At 71.3% G+C, this 14,335-nt stretch carries 12 protein-coding genes and 2 pseudogenes; 4 read left to right on the top strand and 10 right to left on the bottom strand.

Going from position 1 to position 14,335, the window contains the following annotated elements; genetic code table 11:
- Positions 1-303 precede the first annotated feature (303 nt).
- Positions 304-945: a carbonic anhydrase gene (locus AC07B0_RS32695; protein WP_478899623.1), complete on the top strand. Its 642-nt coding sequence runs from the start codon at positions 304-306 to the stop codon at positions 943-945.
- 19 nt (positions 946-964) lie between these two features.
- On the opposite strand, the pseudogene AC07B0_RS32690 reads toward AC07B0_RS32695, so the two are convergent.
- A pseudogene (locus tag AC07B0_RS32690) lies at positions 965-1,651 on the bottom strand (L-threonylcarbamoyladenylate synthase); the annotation flags it as partial.
- Positions 1,652-1,874: 223 nt separating this feature from the next.
- Between AC07B0_RS32690 and AC07B0_RS32685 the strand changes: the two are divergent.
- On the top strand, positions 1,875-2,879 hold the full coding sequence (locus AC07B0_RS32685; protein ID WP_478899621.1) for an AraC-like ligand-binding domain-containing protein: 1,005 nt from the start codon (positions 1,875-1,877) through the stop codon (positions 2,877-2,879).
- 90 nt (positions 2,880-2,969) lie between these two features.
- Here AC07B0_RS32685 and AC07B0_RS32680 read toward each other — a convergent pair whose 3' ends face one another.
- The 8 genes from AC07B0_RS32680 to AC07B0_RS32645 all read right to left on the bottom strand — a co-directional run bounded on the left by AC07B0_RS32680 (position 2,970) and on the right by AC07B0_RS32645 (position 10,989).
- Positions 2,970-3,878: a ribosome-inactivating family protein gene (locus AC07B0_RS32680; RefSeq protein ID WP_478899619.1), complete on the bottom strand. Its 909-nt coding sequence runs from the start codon at positions 3,876-3,878 to the stop codon at positions 2,970-2,972.
- A 232-nt stretch (positions 3,879-4,110) separates the two neighbouring features.
- Positions 4,111-4,983 carry an alpha/beta hydrolase gene (locus AC07B0_RS32675; RefSeq protein ID WP_478899617.1) on the bottom strand — a complete coding sequence of 291 codons (873 nt, stop codon included), beginning with the start codon at positions 4,981-4,983 and terminating at the stop codon, positions 4,111-4,113.
- Between the two features lie 22 nt (positions 4,984-5,005).
- Entirely contained in the window at positions 5,006-5,857 is an 852-nt protein-coding gene (locus AC07B0_RS32670; RefSeq protein WP_478899615.1) for an alpha/beta fold hydrolase, read from the bottom strand.
- A gap of 55 nt (positions 5,858-5,912) precedes the next feature.
- Positions 5,913-6,437: a DoxX family protein gene (locus AC07B0_RS32665; RefSeq protein ID WP_478899614.1), complete on the bottom strand. Its 525-nt coding sequence runs from the start codon at positions 6,435-6,437 to the stop codon at positions 5,913-5,915.
- A 15-nt stretch (positions 6,438-6,452) separates the two neighbouring features.
- Positions 6,453-7,127 carry a hydrolase gene (locus tag AC07B0_RS32660; RefSeq protein ID WP_478899612.1) on the bottom strand — a complete coding sequence of 225 codons (675 nt, stop codon included), beginning with the start codon at positions 7,125-7,127 and terminating at the stop codon, positions 6,453-6,455.
- 77 nt (positions 7,128-7,204) lie between these two features.
- Positions 7,205-9,100 carry an amidohydrolase gene (locus AC07B0_RS32655; RefSeq protein WP_478899611.1) on the bottom strand — a complete coding sequence of 632 codons (1,896 nt, stop codon included), beginning with the start codon at positions 9,098-9,100 and terminating at the stop codon, positions 7,205-7,207.
- A 97-nt stretch (positions 9,101-9,197) separates the two neighbouring features.
- On the bottom strand, positions 9,198-9,926 hold the full coding sequence (locus AC07B0_RS32650) for a GPR1/FUN34/YaaH family transporter (RefSeq protein ID WP_478899609.1): 729 nt from the start codon (positions 9,924-9,926) through the stop codon (positions 9,198-9,200).
- A 94-nt stretch (positions 9,927-10,020) separates the two neighbouring features.
- Positions 10,021-10,989, bottom strand: coding sequence for an alpha/beta hydrolase (locus AC07B0_RS32645; RefSeq protein WP_478899608.1), 969 nt, complete (start codon positions 10,987-10,989; stop codon positions 10,021-10,023).
- Between the two features lie 819 nt (positions 10,990-11,808).
- Here AC07B0_RS32645 and AC07B0_RS32640 point away from each other — a divergent pair.
- Positions 11,809-12,444, top strand: coding sequence for a carbonic anhydrase (locus AC07B0_RS32640; protein WP_478899606.1), 636 nt, complete (start codon positions 11,809-11,811; stop codon positions 12,442-12,444).
- Positions 12,445-12,463: 19 nt separating this feature from the next.
- On the opposite strand, the gene AC07B0_RS32635 is transcribed toward AC07B0_RS32640, so the two are convergent.
- Positions 12,464-13,444: an L-threonylcarbamoyladenylate synthase gene (locus AC07B0_RS32635; protein ID WP_478899604.1), complete on the bottom strand. Its 981-nt coding sequence runs from the start codon at positions 13,442-13,444 to the stop codon at positions 12,464-12,466.
- Between the two features lie 215 nt (positions 13,445-13,659).
- Between AC07B0_RS32635 and AC07B0_RS32630 the strand changes: the two are divergent.
- Positions 13,660-14,295 (top strand): annotated as a pseudogene (locus tag AC07B0_RS32630) (PP2C family protein-serine/threonine phosphatase); the annotation flags it as partial.
- Positions 14,296-14,335: the final 40 nt, after the last annotated feature.

Here is a 14,335-nt window from a genome sequence, read left to right as displayed (position 1 = left end):
CATCGCGACTGCACCCTGTGGGCCGTCGCCGACGGGGAAACCGGCGAGAGCGCCGCTAAAGCGCCGGACCGGGTGACGGCAGAGGTCACCGGCCAAGAGCGGGGCCTCATCCTCAATCTGCGGGATGGACGGACACCCGCAAATCATCGGTCGTACGGGGCGGGGCATCTGCGCCGCGCACTGAGGTTCCACGTCGAGGCATCCCTCGCCCGGCGCCTGGGAGTGACGCTCAAGATCACCGGGTCGCCCGATTCGGCGGGACCAGGCAATGCGCAGGTTGGTGTCGCCTCGTAGGCTGCGGCTATGACGGAGATCCAGACCCCCACGCCCCGCGAGGCGTTTGACCTGCTCATGGCCGGTAACCAGCGTTTCATCTCAGGCTCCCCTGAGCATCCGAACCAGGACGCCGCCCGCCGTACCGAGATCGCACCCTCCCAGCAGCCGTTCGCCGTGATGTTCGGGTGCTCCGATTCCCGGCTGGCCGCCGAGATCATCTTCGACCGTGGCCTGGGAGATCTGTTCGTGGTGCGTACCGCCGGGCATGTCGCCGGCGCGGAGGTCCTCGGATCCATCGAGTTCGGCGTGGACGTTCTCGACGCGCCACTGGTCGTCGTTCTTGGCCACGACTCGTGCGGCGCCGTCGCGGCGGCCTGCTCCGCGCTGGAGAGCGGGCAGACGCCGGGCGGCTTCGTCCGTGATGTTGTCGAACGGGTAACCCCGAGCGTGGTGGCGGCCCGTGCCGCCGGACGCGAGACGGCCGACGAGATCCTGGCCGAGCACATCGAGCACACCGTGGACCTGCTGCTCGAACGCTCCCGCGTCCTGGCCGAGCGGGTGGCCGCCGGCCGACTCGGCGTGGTGGGGCTGTCCTACCGGCTCGCCGACGGCAGCGCGCAGCTTGTCGCTTCTCGCGGCCTCGACGCGGCGGTCCCCGCCGCGTCCTGACCGCCCCGGTCTTGGACGCTCACGCGAAGGTCCGGGGCCCCGCAGCCCGGCGAAGCCGGTTGGCGATCGCAAGGCCCAGCCCTGCCTCCACCGGCAAGGACGTGACGATGAGGTCGCACCCCAGCTGATCGAGCTCGCGCAGGAACTGAAACAACTCGTGCGCGTAGGCGGCCATTGAGCCGGGGACCGCCACCACGGCTTGGGCCTTCACCTGGGCGCCGGCGCAGGATGGCGGGAGAAGAACGCCCACTCGGTGCCCCCGCTCCTGCGCAAGCTCAGCCTCGGCAACGACCTTCTCCGGGGTGACGAGAACGACCCGCCCTCGCGGTGCGTAGTGAGACGGGTGCTGGCCCGGCACCCGCACACCGCTCGTCGAAGGCATGGCAATCGGGCTGCCCAGCACCGCTTCGAGGTCCTCGCGCGTCACTCCGCCGGGCCGCAGGATGGTCGGCATCTCACCCGTGACGTCGACAATCGTCGACTCGACACCGACCTGGCAGGGGCCGCCGTCCAGGACGAAGTCGACTCCATCGCCGAGCTCCTCTCGGACGTGGTCCGCGAGGGTGGGGCTGACCTGGCCGAAGCGGTTGGCGGACGGTGCCGTGACGCCGCCGCCGAAGGTCGACAGCAGCGCGAAGGCGACAGGGTGGTCTGGCACGCGGACGGCCACCGTCTCCAAGCCGCCGGTCGCTTCCAGCGGCACGCGTCGGGGCCACCTGCACCTACAGGCCGCCAGGAAGGACCAGCGCACACCCAGTCATCCTGACGACCGAGATCGCAAGCGCGGGACCCTCGGCCGGATTTTCGCTGGACGTTCTGTCCGGTCCTGCCTTGTCACCGGTGCTGCCACCCCTTTGACTTTGCTTGGGCGCCTGCTTGTCGAGTGGCGCTCGGGGGGCGATCAGCAGATGTTGATTGACAGTACGGTCATGGCGCCAAGCGAGCGGGCGGAGGCGATTCGCGAGGTGATCTGGAGCAGTGTAGTGCGGGTGGAAATCACCCATCAGCCCGACCCGCGGCTCATCCGCACGTCGGGGGTGATCAGCCGTGTTGGACCGTTGACTGTCTGCTCGGTACGCGCCAACGCCACCATGGTCCGGCGTACTCCCGCACTTGCCCGGGACGACATGGAACCGAGCGTGTTCGTCGGGCTGCAGGTCACCGGCAGCAGCATGGTCGTGCAGGATGGCAGGGAGGCTGTGCTGCGTCCCGGCGACCTGGCGCTGTACGACACCACCCGCCCCTACACACTCCTGAACAGGGACGGGATTTATCAGCACTACTTCCGCGTCCCGTGCGCCGAACTCGCCGTTTCAGAAAGGCTGTTGAAGCTTGCGACCGCAGTGCCGTTCAGTCGCCGGGACCCCCTGGCCGATCTCACCACCACGTACCTGCGGCGGATCGCCCGCCGGCAGGCCCGGTCTGCGGCGTCTCCCACCCCCGGCTTGGAGGCGGCTGGCAGGCCGAGTATCCAGTTGCTGCGTGCTCTCATCGCAGCTCGGCTCGGTGATCACCGCACAGCGTTCCAGGCTTCGGACGAGACCCTGTGTCTGCGGGTCATGGACTATGTCCGGGCCCACCTCGGCGATCACGACCTGACGCCGGCTCGTGTCGCGGCCCACCACCACATCTCGCTTCGCCAGCTGTACAAGATCCTGTCCCGAAACGGTGTGCACCTGGGTGAGTGGATCCGGTCGCAGCGGCTCAAACGCTGTCGTGAGGAGCTCGCGTCCGCGTCGGCACTCCACCGGCCGATCGCCTCAGTCGGGTACCGGTGGGGCTTCCCGAATGCCGCCCATTTCAGCCGCACCTTCGAACAGGCCTTCGGCCTCACCCCCAGGGACTGGCGGGATCTGCACGCCGTCAGCCGTGAGAGCCCGGTCGTGTCGGCCGGCATGGCGTCAAGGTCACGGAGCGAGGAGTCCTCTGGCTGACGGTGGCGGTCGGGACCGGTCCCGTACCCGCGAGCCGTCGGGTCGGCGAGCCGGTGGCGCGCGGGCTGGGAGTGCTGGGCGCCGGCTGTGTCAGTGCCTCCGTTTGTACCCGTTGAGTTCGATGTACCCCAGGTTGGCGATCATTGCCGCCACGCTCGGGTAGTACCGGCTGTAGTTCTGGGAGCCGATGGTGAACCCGGGGCCGGAGGGGTTGGCGAGCCTCTCGTACACCCAGGTGGAGAGGTTGCTCCAGCTCTGCTCCAAGGCCACGCCGAAGGGGCCGATCGCCGTCGACGTGTTGTTCCTGATGTTCTGGCGCACCACGTCGAAGATGTAGCCGAAGCGGGCAGCTTCGGCGGTCGCACCGATGATGTCGACGAGGTACGAGCCGACGGTGCGGGTGCCGGCTTCAGAGCTGAGCAGTTCCTGTGTCCTGCGCAGGGTGAGCAGTCCGTTCTGAAGGTTCTGGGGAGTGAGCTGTCGCTCCGCCCGGGCGCCGCCGTCCGGCAGGTTGGCGTAGCTGCCGTTCCATGGCAGGTGGATGGCCCGTACTCCCAGGACGCTGTCGAAGGCGGCGGGGTAGCCGTCGGGGAACACGTAGTGGCGATTGCCGGTGCCGTTGGACTGAGCGGGCTGGTAGAAGCCGGCGAGATAGAGGGTGTTGGCCCAGAAGTACAGGGATACGGCGTGCTGCCCGGCATAGTTCACCCGGACCTGGATCAGCCGGTTGGGGGTCGTCGTGGTCTCGTCCAGGACCTGGTAGAAGTCGTGGCCGCTGATGCGGTGAATCTGGTCGATGACGTTCCAGTACCGGTCGTGGTGCCCTTGGCCGCCATGTTCGAGACCGGTGATGTCCCAGTCGACGACCGTGAGCGGCTGGGTAGGGTCGGCGTGGGCGGTGGGTACGGCCGCGCCCAGCATTGCGAGCGACATGGCGAATGCCACCAGGAGGCCGGCAGCACGCCGGGCCCCCCGTCGGCACAGTCTGGCGATGATCATGTGATGCTCCTTGTTCTGTCCGTGGGTGTGAATTTGGTCAGCGGCTGCGGCGGGGGTGCCTGGCGAGCGGTGCTCCCTGGCCGGACTACCGGGCGTGGCCTGTCTGCGCTCGTCGTGGGCCGGTCCGGCCTGCCGGACGCGCTGCTCGCCTGTGCTGCCTGTGCTCCGGTTTCGAGGTCGGACGCGGGGAGCGGTCAGGTCCCGGACTCCGGCGGCGGCTCCCGGTCGGGTTCTAGGAGGTGGGGTCGGCGAAGCGACGGGCGAAGGCCAGGGCGGTGTCGGCGACCTCGCGCCAGCCGTGGTCGATGGTCAGGGAGTGGCCGCGGCCGGGGATCTCGGTGATCTCGGTGACGGCGTGCTCGTTGTGGGCCTGCTTCTTGTAGGAGGCGTTGGCGATGGCCCAGGGGACGGTGTGGTCCTTCTCCCCGGAGATGACCAGCAGCGGTCCGCGGTCGGCGGAGGTGGTGTCGACCTTGGCCTCGGTCCACGGGTTCACGTTCGCCGCGGCGGCCTGGAAGAGGGGCTCTCCCGGGGCAGGGACGGCGAAGGTGTCGTACAGCTCGCGGGCCTCTTCCTCGCTGACTGCGTTGGCGAAGGCGTAGCGGAACTGCTCGTAGGTCAGGGGGACGGCCCGGTGGTAGTTGGCCGGGTTGCCGAGGACGGCGCTCGCGGCCCGCAGCGAGGACAGGGGCAGTGGCAGGACGCCGCGGAAGGGTGCCGGGTCGATGGCCACCGATGCCCGGGCCAGGCCTCGTCCGGCGGTGATCTGGGTGATCAGCCCGCCGAAGGAGTGGCCGATGACGACGGGCTTGCGGTCGAGCTTGCCGATGAGGTCGCAGAAGTGGTCGGCGACCTGGCCGACGCTCTTGCCGGCGAAGACCTCGGGGTGGGCGTTGGCCTCCTCGACGGTCTGCGGGTCGTCGGGCCAGCCGGGGGCGAGGGGCGCGTAGCCTGCCTCCTCGAAGACGGCGGCCCAGCGGTCCCAGCTGGTGGGCAGCAGCCACAGGCCGTGGATGAAGACGACGGGGATGCGGCCGGTGGAGTTGGCCGTCTCGATGCGGGTGAGGTCGCGTGCGTAGGACGCGGTGGGTTGGGGGGATGACACGGGTGGCTCCTCGGGGGCGGGTTCAGGGGGTGACGGTGCGGGCGGCCGATCGGATCAGTGCGGTGACGGCGTCGGGCCTGGCGTGCATCGGCAGGTGGGAGGTGGGTACCTCGACCGTGCGGGAGCGGGCGCGGGCGGCCTGGAAGTGCTGGAGTTCGGGGACGATGCCCCGGTCCCGGGTGGAGACCAGGGTCCACGACGGGACGGTGTGCCAGGCTGCGGCGCTCACTCGGTCGGTGAACGCGGAGGCGCTGAGCGGGCGTTGGCCCGAGGCCAGTTCTCGGGTGGTGGAGCGCGGGACGTCCTGGGCGAAGACCTCGTGATACCGGTCGGGGCGGATGTAGAGGTCGACAGCGGCGGTGCCGTCGGGTCCGGGGACGGGGACGGGGGTGAGGGCGGCATCGAGTTGGGAGCCGGGGAACCGGGCGGCGAGTTCGCCGAGGATTTCTCCGTTGTCGGGGATGAACGCTGCCACGTAGACGAGGGCTTTGACGTTGGGCGCGGTGGCGGCGGCCTGGGTGATGACCGCCCCGCCGTAGGAGTGGCCGACCAGGACCACGGGTCCGCGGACGGCGGCGAGCCGGGCGGCCACCTGGGCGGCGTCGTGGGGGAGGCCGCGCAGCGGGTTGGCGACGGCGATGACCGGGTGGCCGCTGTGCTGGAGCCGTTGGGTGACGGGGGTCCAGCTGGAGGCGTCGGCGAATGCACCGTGGACCAGGACCACGGTCGCCGTCCCGCTCTGGCCGGGCCGGGCGCCGGTCTCGGCGGGCGCGGGCGCGGCGGTGGCCGGGGTGGCTGCTGCGGCGGTGAGTGCTGTCGCGGCGCCGGCGGCGTACTTCAGGGTGCGGCGTCGGCTCAGTGGACGGCCGGTCATGGTCAGGGTCCTTCCGGGGGCTGGGACACGGTGGAGCTAGCGGGCGCCGGTGCGGTCACGGGGATGTCGGCGGTGTCTGGGGGGCGGGTAGGGGTGGGTGGTGCAGGAGGGCGCGGACGGCGAGGCCGCCGGCCACACCGAAGGCCAGTGCCGCCGCGGCGGACCAGCCGGGCCAGTGGGGCAGGCCCAGGGCGTGGTCGGCGGAGAGGCGTCCGGGGCCGGTGAGGACGAGTGCGGTGGCGACGGTGATGAGGACGAGGGGGTACTCGTAGCCGTCGTGTTGCACCCACAGGCCGTTGGGCCACTTGACGGTGAGCGCCACGGTCATCACGCCGATGGCCCCGGCGGCGGCGAGCGGGGTGAGGGCTCCGGCGGCCAGCAGCAGGCCGGAGCCGATCTGGCTGGCTGCCGCGGCGATGGCGGTGAGTGCCCCGCCGCGGAAGCCGTCGTGCCGGAACTCCTCGGTGCCGCCCGCCAGGCCGCTGCCGCCCAGGAGGAAGCTGACCTTCTGCACGCCGTGCGCGGCGATCAGCAGGCCCGCCAGCAGGCGCAGGAGGAGCAGTCCGGTGTCGGTGTCCATGATCGGGGTTGCCGGTCAGCCGGCGGCGTGCGGGTCGATCATGGAGTGGGCGTAGACGATGCCCAGGCCGTACGCACCGCCGTGCTCCTTGACGATGTCGGTGGTGGCGACGTAGGTCTCAGTGCGGGCCCAGTCGCGCTGCAGTTCCAGGAGCACCTGGAGCCAGGTGACGGGCACGGCGCCGGCGGCGGTCATCCGCTGGAGGGCGTGCTCGTGAGCGGCCGGGGTGACACCGGCGGAGGCGTCGGCGACGACGTACACCTCGTAGCCCTGGCTGAGAGCGGAGAGGGCGGGCAGGACCAGGCAGACCTCCGTCCACAGGCCGCTGAGGACTATCTTGCGCCGGCCGGTCGCCTTGACGGCTTCCACCAGGGCCTCGTCCTCCCAGGCGTTCATGGAGGTCCGGTCGACGATGTCGTGCTTGGGGAAGACCTCGCGCAGCTGCGGCAGGATCGGGCCGGAGAAGGACGCGGCGGCGACGGTGGACAGGACGACGGGGACCTCGAAGGCCCGGGCGGCCTTGCCCAGGCCGACGGTGGCGTTGATGACGGCGACGCGGTCGGTGCTGGCGGCACCGAAGAACATCTGCGGCTGGTGGTCGACGAACAGCATCATCGCGTTGTCGGGGGTGAGCAGGTCGCGGCTGGGCGCGGCGGAGACGGCGTCGAGGTCGAAGTGGAAGTCAGACACGAGGGGTACCTTCCGAACGGTGGGCGGTGTGTGGGGTGGAACGGCGAGGGGTGGACGGGCTGCCATCCATGTGTGGGTCAGGGACCGAAGCACTGGTCGAGGGCGGCGCTCGCCTGCTCGGGGGCGGCGAGGCCGCGCGCGACCCGCCACTGGCGGTGCTCCTCGCCAGCGGCGACCGCCTGCGCCAGCATGTCGGCCTGGCGGGCGCCGGCCGTCGACGGCACGGGGGTGGCCTGGTAGCCGCCGAAGTGCGCGACCGGGCTCCAGACCGGGCTGAGCGGCGGGAGGGCTTCGTCGAGGCCCTCGTACTCGCCATCGGCGTAGACGATCCGGCCGCCGACGACGGTCAGGACGGCCTCGATGTGCGCGATGTCGTCCGGGGGCACGGCGAAGAAGTCGTGGCTGAGGACGGCGAAGTCGGCGTACCAGCCTTCCTTGAGGACGCCCTTGACGTCGTCCTCGCCGGTGATCCTGGCTCCGCCGCAGGTGTACAGCTCAAGGGCGCGCTCGCGGGAGATGAGCCGGTCCGGCGGGTAGAGGGACAGGTCGCCGACGGTTCGGCCGGTGACCAGCCAGTGCAGGGCGACCCAGGGGTTGTAGGAGGAGACGCGGGTGGCGTCGGTGCCGGCCGCCAGCGGGATGCCGCAGGCGAGCATCTCCTTCAGCGGCGGGGTGCGGGCCGCTGTCTCGGCGCCGTAGCGGTCGGCGAACGTCTTGCCCTGGAAGGACATCCGGTTCTGGACGCTGATTGCGCCGCCGAGCGCGGCGATCCGCTCCAGGCTGTCGGGGGTGACGGTTTCGGCGTGGTCGAAGAGCCAGCGGTTGCCGCCGGGGAACAGGCCCTCGGCGGCGAGCTTGTCGAAGACGGCGAGGTCGCGCCGGATGGTCTGGTCGTAGGTGGCGTGCAGCCGGAATCCCCAGCCGTGTTCCAGCAGCAGCCGCACGGCCTGCTCGAACTCTCCCTCGTACCCGGCGGGCAGCTGGGGGCGGGGCTCGGAAAAGTTCTCGTTGTCGGCTGCTGCCCATGTCAGGTTCTCCCCTGCGCCGTTGAGCCGCAGCCACTCGTCGCCGTCCCCGGGCCGCACCGTCTCCACCCAGCGCGTCAGGTCGGCGAGCTCCTGCCCGGCGGTCTGCGGAAAGAGGTGGTAGCCGATCCGAACGCTCAGCTCGCCCGCGTGGGCCATTTCGATGACGGTGGCGTAGTTGTCGGGGAAGCTCTGGAAGCCGCCGGCGGCGTCCACGGCGGAGGTGAGGCCGAAGCGGTTCAGCTCGCGCAGGAAGTGCCGGGTGGAGGTCCGCTTGTCCGCCTCCTCCAGGGTCGGGGCGGCGGCCAGGGTGGAGTAGAGGACCAGTGCGCTCGGCGCGGCCAGCAACACGCCGTTGGGCTCGCCGTCGCGGCCCCGCACGATCTGGCCGCCGCGCGGGTCGGGGGTGTCGCGGGTGAAGCCCGCCGCGCGGACGGCAGCCCGGTTGAGGATCGCCGACTGGTAGAGGTGCAGCACGAACACCGGAGTGTCGGGGGCTGCGGCGGTGAGCTCGGCCGGGGTCGGCAGCCGCCGCTCGGCGAACTGCTCCGCCGTCCAGCCGCCCACCACCCGGATCCACTGGCCCTTCGGAGTGCGGCCGGCCTGCTCGCGTAGCATCGCCAGCGCCTGGCGCAGCGAGGGGACACCGTCCCAGCGGAGCTCCAGAACGTAGTTGAGACCGCCACGGATGACGTGCAGGTGCGAGTCGTTCAGGCCGGGCACCACCCGACGCCCGAGGGCGTCGACGACCCGGGTGCGGGGTCCGACGTGCGCGGCCATATCGCCGTCGTCGCCGAGGGCGGTGATCCGGCCCGCGCGCACGGCTAGGGAGGTGGCGGCGGGGCGCAGCGGGTCGCCGGTGTGGATCCTGGCGTTGCGCAGGACGAGGTCGGCGCCGTCGCCGCTTGCGGGCACGGGAGTGACGCCGCTGACCGGCATCGAGGGCATGGTGGCTCGCTTTCGGGAGTGGTCACGGCATGTGGGGCGGCGGCACGGGCCCCCGGTGTGGACGGTCGGCTCGGCGGGACTGCGGGCGGCCGGGCCGTCACAGGGTGCGGCGCACGCCCGCGTGGCGTTCGAGGTTGCGCAGTTGGACCGTCAGGTCGCCGTGCACGGCCTGGTGGGCGGGACCGCTGCGGCCGAGCGGCAGGACCTCCTGGCCGCGCATGTCCTCCAGCATCAGGGCGAACGCGGCGTACATCGCCACTGCGGCCAGCAGCAGGCCGAGTGCGCCGGAGACGGTGGCGATCCAGTGCACGCCGGTCAGGTTGGCAGCGGAGGCCATGGTGAAGCGCGGCACGGCGGTGCACAGGACCAGCCACAGCGCCCGCTTGGGCATGGCGACGCTCGCCATCATCAGGGCGAACAGGGCGAAGCAGAGGTTCAGCACGCCCAACACCTGCGCACCGCCGGTCGGTTCGATGGCAAGAACTAGTGAACTGGCCAGCCACATCCCGGAGAAGCAGGCCATCAGGGTGGCCGCCAGGACGTCTCTAGCGCCGAACGCGAGGAGGCCGACCATGAGTTGGAGGTAGAAGGCAGGCAGGATCGCGAGCGCGACGGCGCGCTGGGCACCGTCCTCGAACAGGCCGAGCTGGAAGCAGCCGACGATGATCGAGGCGATCGCTACGGCGTAGAAGCCGAGCGGCATCGGCGAGGCGATGGGCCGCAGGGTGATGCGCGTCATGGCGCGCAGGTCGGGCTCGTGGTGCCGGCCGCCGGGCGGCCGGATCGGGGCGTCGGGCCCCTCGGGGATGGTGTCGCTGGTGGCCACGCGGTCTCCTCGGGCTGGGGGTGGGCGCCGTCGGCGGGCCGGGCGCCGGATTCGCCCGTGCCGGCGGCGCCTGGTCCAGGGCCGCCGCTCGGGATCAGTGGGCGGCGAGGGACTTGCGCAGGGTGGCGACGGCCAGCGCGATGGCCGCCTCGGCACCCTGGGTGGGGCGCAGCGCGTTGAGCAGGACGAAGTCGTGGATGACGCCCTGGACGCGGACGGCGGTCACCTCGACACCGGCCTGCCGCAGCTTGGCGGCGTACGCCTCGCCCTCGTCGCGCAGCACATCCGCTTCGGCGGTGATCACCAGCGCCGGGGGAAGGCCGGCCAGCTGCTCGACTGCGGCTCGCAGCGGGGAGGCGGTGATCTGCGCGCGCTCGCGCTCGTCGGTCGTGTACTGGTCCCAGAACCACTGCATGCCGTCGCGGCGCAGGAAGTAGCCCTCGGCGAACTGCCGGTAGGAGCCGGTGTCGAAGTTCGCGTCCGTCACCGGGTAGAAGAGGACCTGGTGAGCAAGGGTGAGGCCGCCGCGCTCCTTGGCGAGCAGGGTCAGCGCGGTGCTCAGGTTGCCGCCCACTGAGTCACCGGCGACCGCGAGCCTGGTGGCGTCCAGGCCGTGCGCGGCTCCGTCGGTGACGACCCAGCGCGCGACCGTCCAGACCTGCTCCAGCGCCACCGGGTAGCGGTGCTCGGGTGAGAGGTCGTACTCGGGGAACACGACCGCGGCGCCGGTGCCGACGGCGAGTTCGCGCACCAGGCGGTCGTGGGTGCGGGCGTTGCCGAAGACCCAGCCGGCGCCGTGCACGAAGACGACGACAGGCAGCTCGCCCTCGGCACCGGCCGGTCGCACGATGCGGGCCCGCACCTGACCGGTCGGGCCGCCGGGGACGCCCACCCACTCCTCGTCGACGGCCGGCAGGTCGATCTCACCGGACTGCACCTCCTCGACGGCCTTGCGGCCCTCGGCCGGCGGCAGCTGGAACAGGAACGGCGGTGTCGCGGTCGCCTCGGCGAAGGCGGCGGCCTCCGGTTCCAGTACCGGCGCGACAAGGTTGTGGTCGCTCATGGATCGGGCCTCTCTGCGGAGCGAGGAGTGTGTGCCGACACCGGATCGGTGGGCGGCGCACGTCCGAAGCTAGATGCAGGGCGGCGGGTTTGGTCGCCTGTGCGTGCAGGGAAGCTGCCCCTCCGCGCAGGGCTGTGCCGGGAGGCGCTGCACGAGGAGAACAGCCGCGTGCACATCCGGACAAGTGGGCGGGCCGTGCTCACTTCTGCACAGCCGATGGGACGAGGCGTTGGAAGCCGTCCTGCTCGCCGACCTCGAGTTCGCTTAGGGGCCCGCATCCGCGTCAGCCGGTGAGCAGCACGGAAAGAGCAGGGAGGCCGGGCAGGGTGCTCCTGGCCGGCCCCGCTGTTGTCGGGTCAGCCGAAGTCGATTGTCTCCTGTGCGAAGTCGGCCGGGGCGGGTCTGGGCGGGGCGGTGCGCCCTCCTGGCGTGCGGCCTCCCAGGGCTCGATCAGCTCGTCCTTCCACCCCGTGGGCGGGGGCCACGGCACGCCCCACTCAGCGAGCTGGGCACGCTTCCATGCCCCCTTGGACTGACCGGCGCGGCGCGCACACGCCACCGCAGGCGTCAAAGTGACCATGCACGGCCCGTCCGGCCGACAGCGCGAGCAGCGCCTGGCTCGTTTAGCGGTTGTGCAGGACGACCGCAGAGCTGGGGACCCGTACGGGGCCGGCAGTTGCGTCGCGCGTTGAGTTCAGCGTCGAGGGCGCCCTCGCCCGGCGCGTGGGGGTGATGCCGGGGCTGGCAGCGTCGCCCGGCCCGGCGCCTCCGGCGGGACCGGTCGCAGCGACGGCCGGTGCCGCCTCGTAGGCTGCGGCCATGACTGAGACCCAGACGCCCCGCGACGCCTTCGCGCTGCTCATGGCCGGCAACCAGCGCTTCGTCTCCGGCACCCCCGAGCACCCGAACCAGGACGCCACCCGCCGCACCGAGACCGCACCGTCCCAACAGCCCTTTGCCGTGCTATTCGGATGCTCCGACTCCCGGCTGGCCGCCGAGATCATCTTCGACCGCGGCCTGGGCGACCTGTTCGTGGTCCGCACCGCCGGGCATGTCGCCGGTACGGAAGTGCTCGGCAGCATCGAATTCGGCGTGAGCGTCCTCAACGCGCCCCTGGTCGTCGTCCTCGGCCACGACTCGTGCGGCGCCGTCGCAGCGGCTTGCTCCGCCCTGGAAGATGGACAGACGCCAGGGGGCTTCGTGCGGGATGTCGTCGAGCGGGTGACCCCGAGCGTGCTGGCAGCCCGCGCCGCAGGACGCGAGACGGCCGAGGAGATCCTGGCCGAGCACATCGAGCACACCGTGGACCTGCTGCTGGAGCGCTCCCGCGTCCTGGCCGAACGGGTCGCTGACGGCCGCCTCGCCGTGGTGGGGCTGTCCTACCGGCTGGCCGACGGCAGCGCACAGATCGTCGCCACCCGCGGCATCGATGCGGCGGTTCCCACCGCGTCCTGACCGTCCCGGGCGCGGCCGCTCACAGGGAGGGCCGGGGCCCCGCAGCGCGGCGAAGCCGGTTGGCGATCGCCAGCCCCAGCCCCTCCTCCGGCGGCAGGGACGCGACGATAAGGTCGCATCCTTGCTGGTCGAGTTCGCGCAGGAACCCGTACAAGCCGTACGCGTAGGCGTTCATCGAGCCGGGGACCGTCACCACGGCGTGCGCCTTCACCGGGGCGTCGGCGAAGGCGGCAGGCACAAACACGCCGACCCTGTGCCCCAGCCCCTGCGCGAGTTCGGCCTCGGCAATGACCTTCTCAGGCTCGACCAGGACAACGCGCGCACGCGGCGCGTAGTGCGACGGGTGCTGGCCCGGCACCCGGACATGACTCGTCGAAGGCACCGCCATCGAGCGACTCAGCACCGCTTCGAGGTCCTCGCGCGTCACCCCGCCGGGCCGCAGGATGCTCGGGACCTCCCCCGTGACATCAACGATGGTCGACTCCACGCCGACCTCGCACGAGCCGCCGTCGAGCACCAAGTCCACGGCACCACCAAGCTCCGCACGGACATGGTCGGCCGTCGTGGGGCTGACCGAGCCGAAGCGGTTGGCGGACGGGGCCGTGACGCCGCCACCGAAAGCCGACAGCAGCGCGAGGGCCACAGGGTGGTCGGGCACGCGCACAGCCACCGTCTCCAGCCCACCCGTCGCCTCCAGCGGCACCCGGTGGCCGCGCCGCAGGACCAGGGTCAGCGGTCCCGGCCAGAAGTGTTCGGCCAGCAGACGCGCAGTGGCGGGCACGGTCTCGACCCAGTCGTCCAGGTGCTCCGCGGCGGCGATGTGGACGATCAGCGGGTGGGAGGGCGGACGCCCCTTCACCTGGAAGATGCGCGCCACGGCGGCAGGGTCCTCAGCGTTCGCGCCCAGACCGTAGACGGTCTCGGTCGGAAGGGCCACCAGACCACCGGCGCGCAGCACCTCTGCCGCCCGCTCGATGTCACTGGTCGTTGCCGTCACCATCGCAGTACTCCACTGTTCCGCTCCCACATCCATGACCTCGCCGGCAGATGACGACAAGACCACGCACGTCCTACAGCCCTCATCATGCCGACCCGGCCCGGCGATCCACCACCAGGGGCCACGCCAGCCCAGGCCACCACCTGCGCAAGACTGGAAGGGTAGAGACGAACTTGCCGCGGCCCCGGATGCCGAGCAGTACCCGGGGCCCGGGACGGCAGCTGTCGGTAACCGACGCTATGGGCCACGACGTCGACGCCGCACTGCTCGCCACCCTGGTGGTGGGCGCCCTGCGACGGGCCAGACGAGAGGGCGCCGACCTTGCCGAACAGGCCCGCCAAGCCAACCGGGCCATGCACGGCCACGGCCGCAGCGGCTTCGTCAGCGGGCAGCTGCTGCGCATCAGCCTGATCAACGGCCGAACGGAATTCGTCAACGCCGGACACCCCTGGCCACTGCGGATGCGAGACGGAAAAGTCCAGGAGATCGTTCCGAAAGTCGACCGGCCGTTCGGCCTCAATGTCCATGCATCCGAGGCCAACACCTACCGGATACAGACACTGGACCTGCGGCCAGGCGACCGGCTGGTCATGCTGACCGACGGCATGCTGGAACGCAACGCTGAGAACCTCGACCTCGCGGACCTGATCATCCGCACCCGCGCACTGCATCCCCGCGAAGCCGCCCGCACCCTCATCAAAGCGATCGTCGACGCCGGAGATGGTCACCTCGACGACGACGCCACCGTCATGTGCCTGGACTGGCACGGCATCCACCACTCCGAACGGGACGCCGCCACCGGCGCCGACCTCACCGACGCCTCACCGCCCGCCACAGTGGGACCCCCCGCCCCCGCGATGACTGCAGGTCCCCCGCCCCGAAGCCTTGAACCAC

The sequence above is a fragment of the Streptomyces sp. NPDC044704 genome (assembly GCF_056433525.1).
This window is presented reverse-complemented; position numbering and strand designations above follow the sequence as displayed.

Coding starts and splice junctions, on each gene's coding strand:
- AC07B0_RS32665 (WP_478899614.1), bottom strand. CDS start 6,437: ATGGACACCGACACCGGACTGCTCCTCCTGCGCCTGCTGGCGGGCCTG.
- AC07B0_RS32695 (WP_478899623.1), top strand. CDS start 304: ATGACGGAGATCCAGACCCCCACGCCCCGCGAGGCGTTTGACCTGCTC.
- AC07B0_RS32640 (WP_478899606.1), top strand. CDS start 11,809: ATGACTGAGACCCAGACGCCCCGCGACGCCTTCGCGCTGCTCATGGCC.
- AC07B0_RS32670 (WP_478899615.1), bottom strand. CDS start 5,857: ATGACCGGCCGTCCACTGAGCCGACGCCGCACCCTGAAGTACGCCGCC.
- AC07B0_RS32655 (WP_478899611.1), bottom strand. CDS start 9,100: ATGCCCTCGATGCCGGTCAGCGGCGTCACTCCCGTGCCCGCAAGCGGC.
- AC07B0_RS32680 (WP_478899619.1), bottom strand. CDS start 3,878: ATGATCATCGCCAGACTGTGCCGACGGGGGGCCCGGCGTGCTGCCGGC.
- AC07B0_RS32635 (WP_478899604.1), bottom strand. CDS start 13,444: ATGGTGACGGCAACGACCAGTGACATCGAGCGGGCGGCAGAGGTGCTG.
- AC07B0_RS32685 (WP_478899621.1), top strand. CDS start 1,875: ATGGCGCCAAGCGAGCGGGCGGAGGCGATTCGCGAGGTGATCTGGAGC.
- AC07B0_RS32645 (WP_478899608.1), bottom strand. CDS start 10,989: ATGAGCGACCACAACCTTGTCGCGCCGGTACTGGAACCGGAGGCCGCC.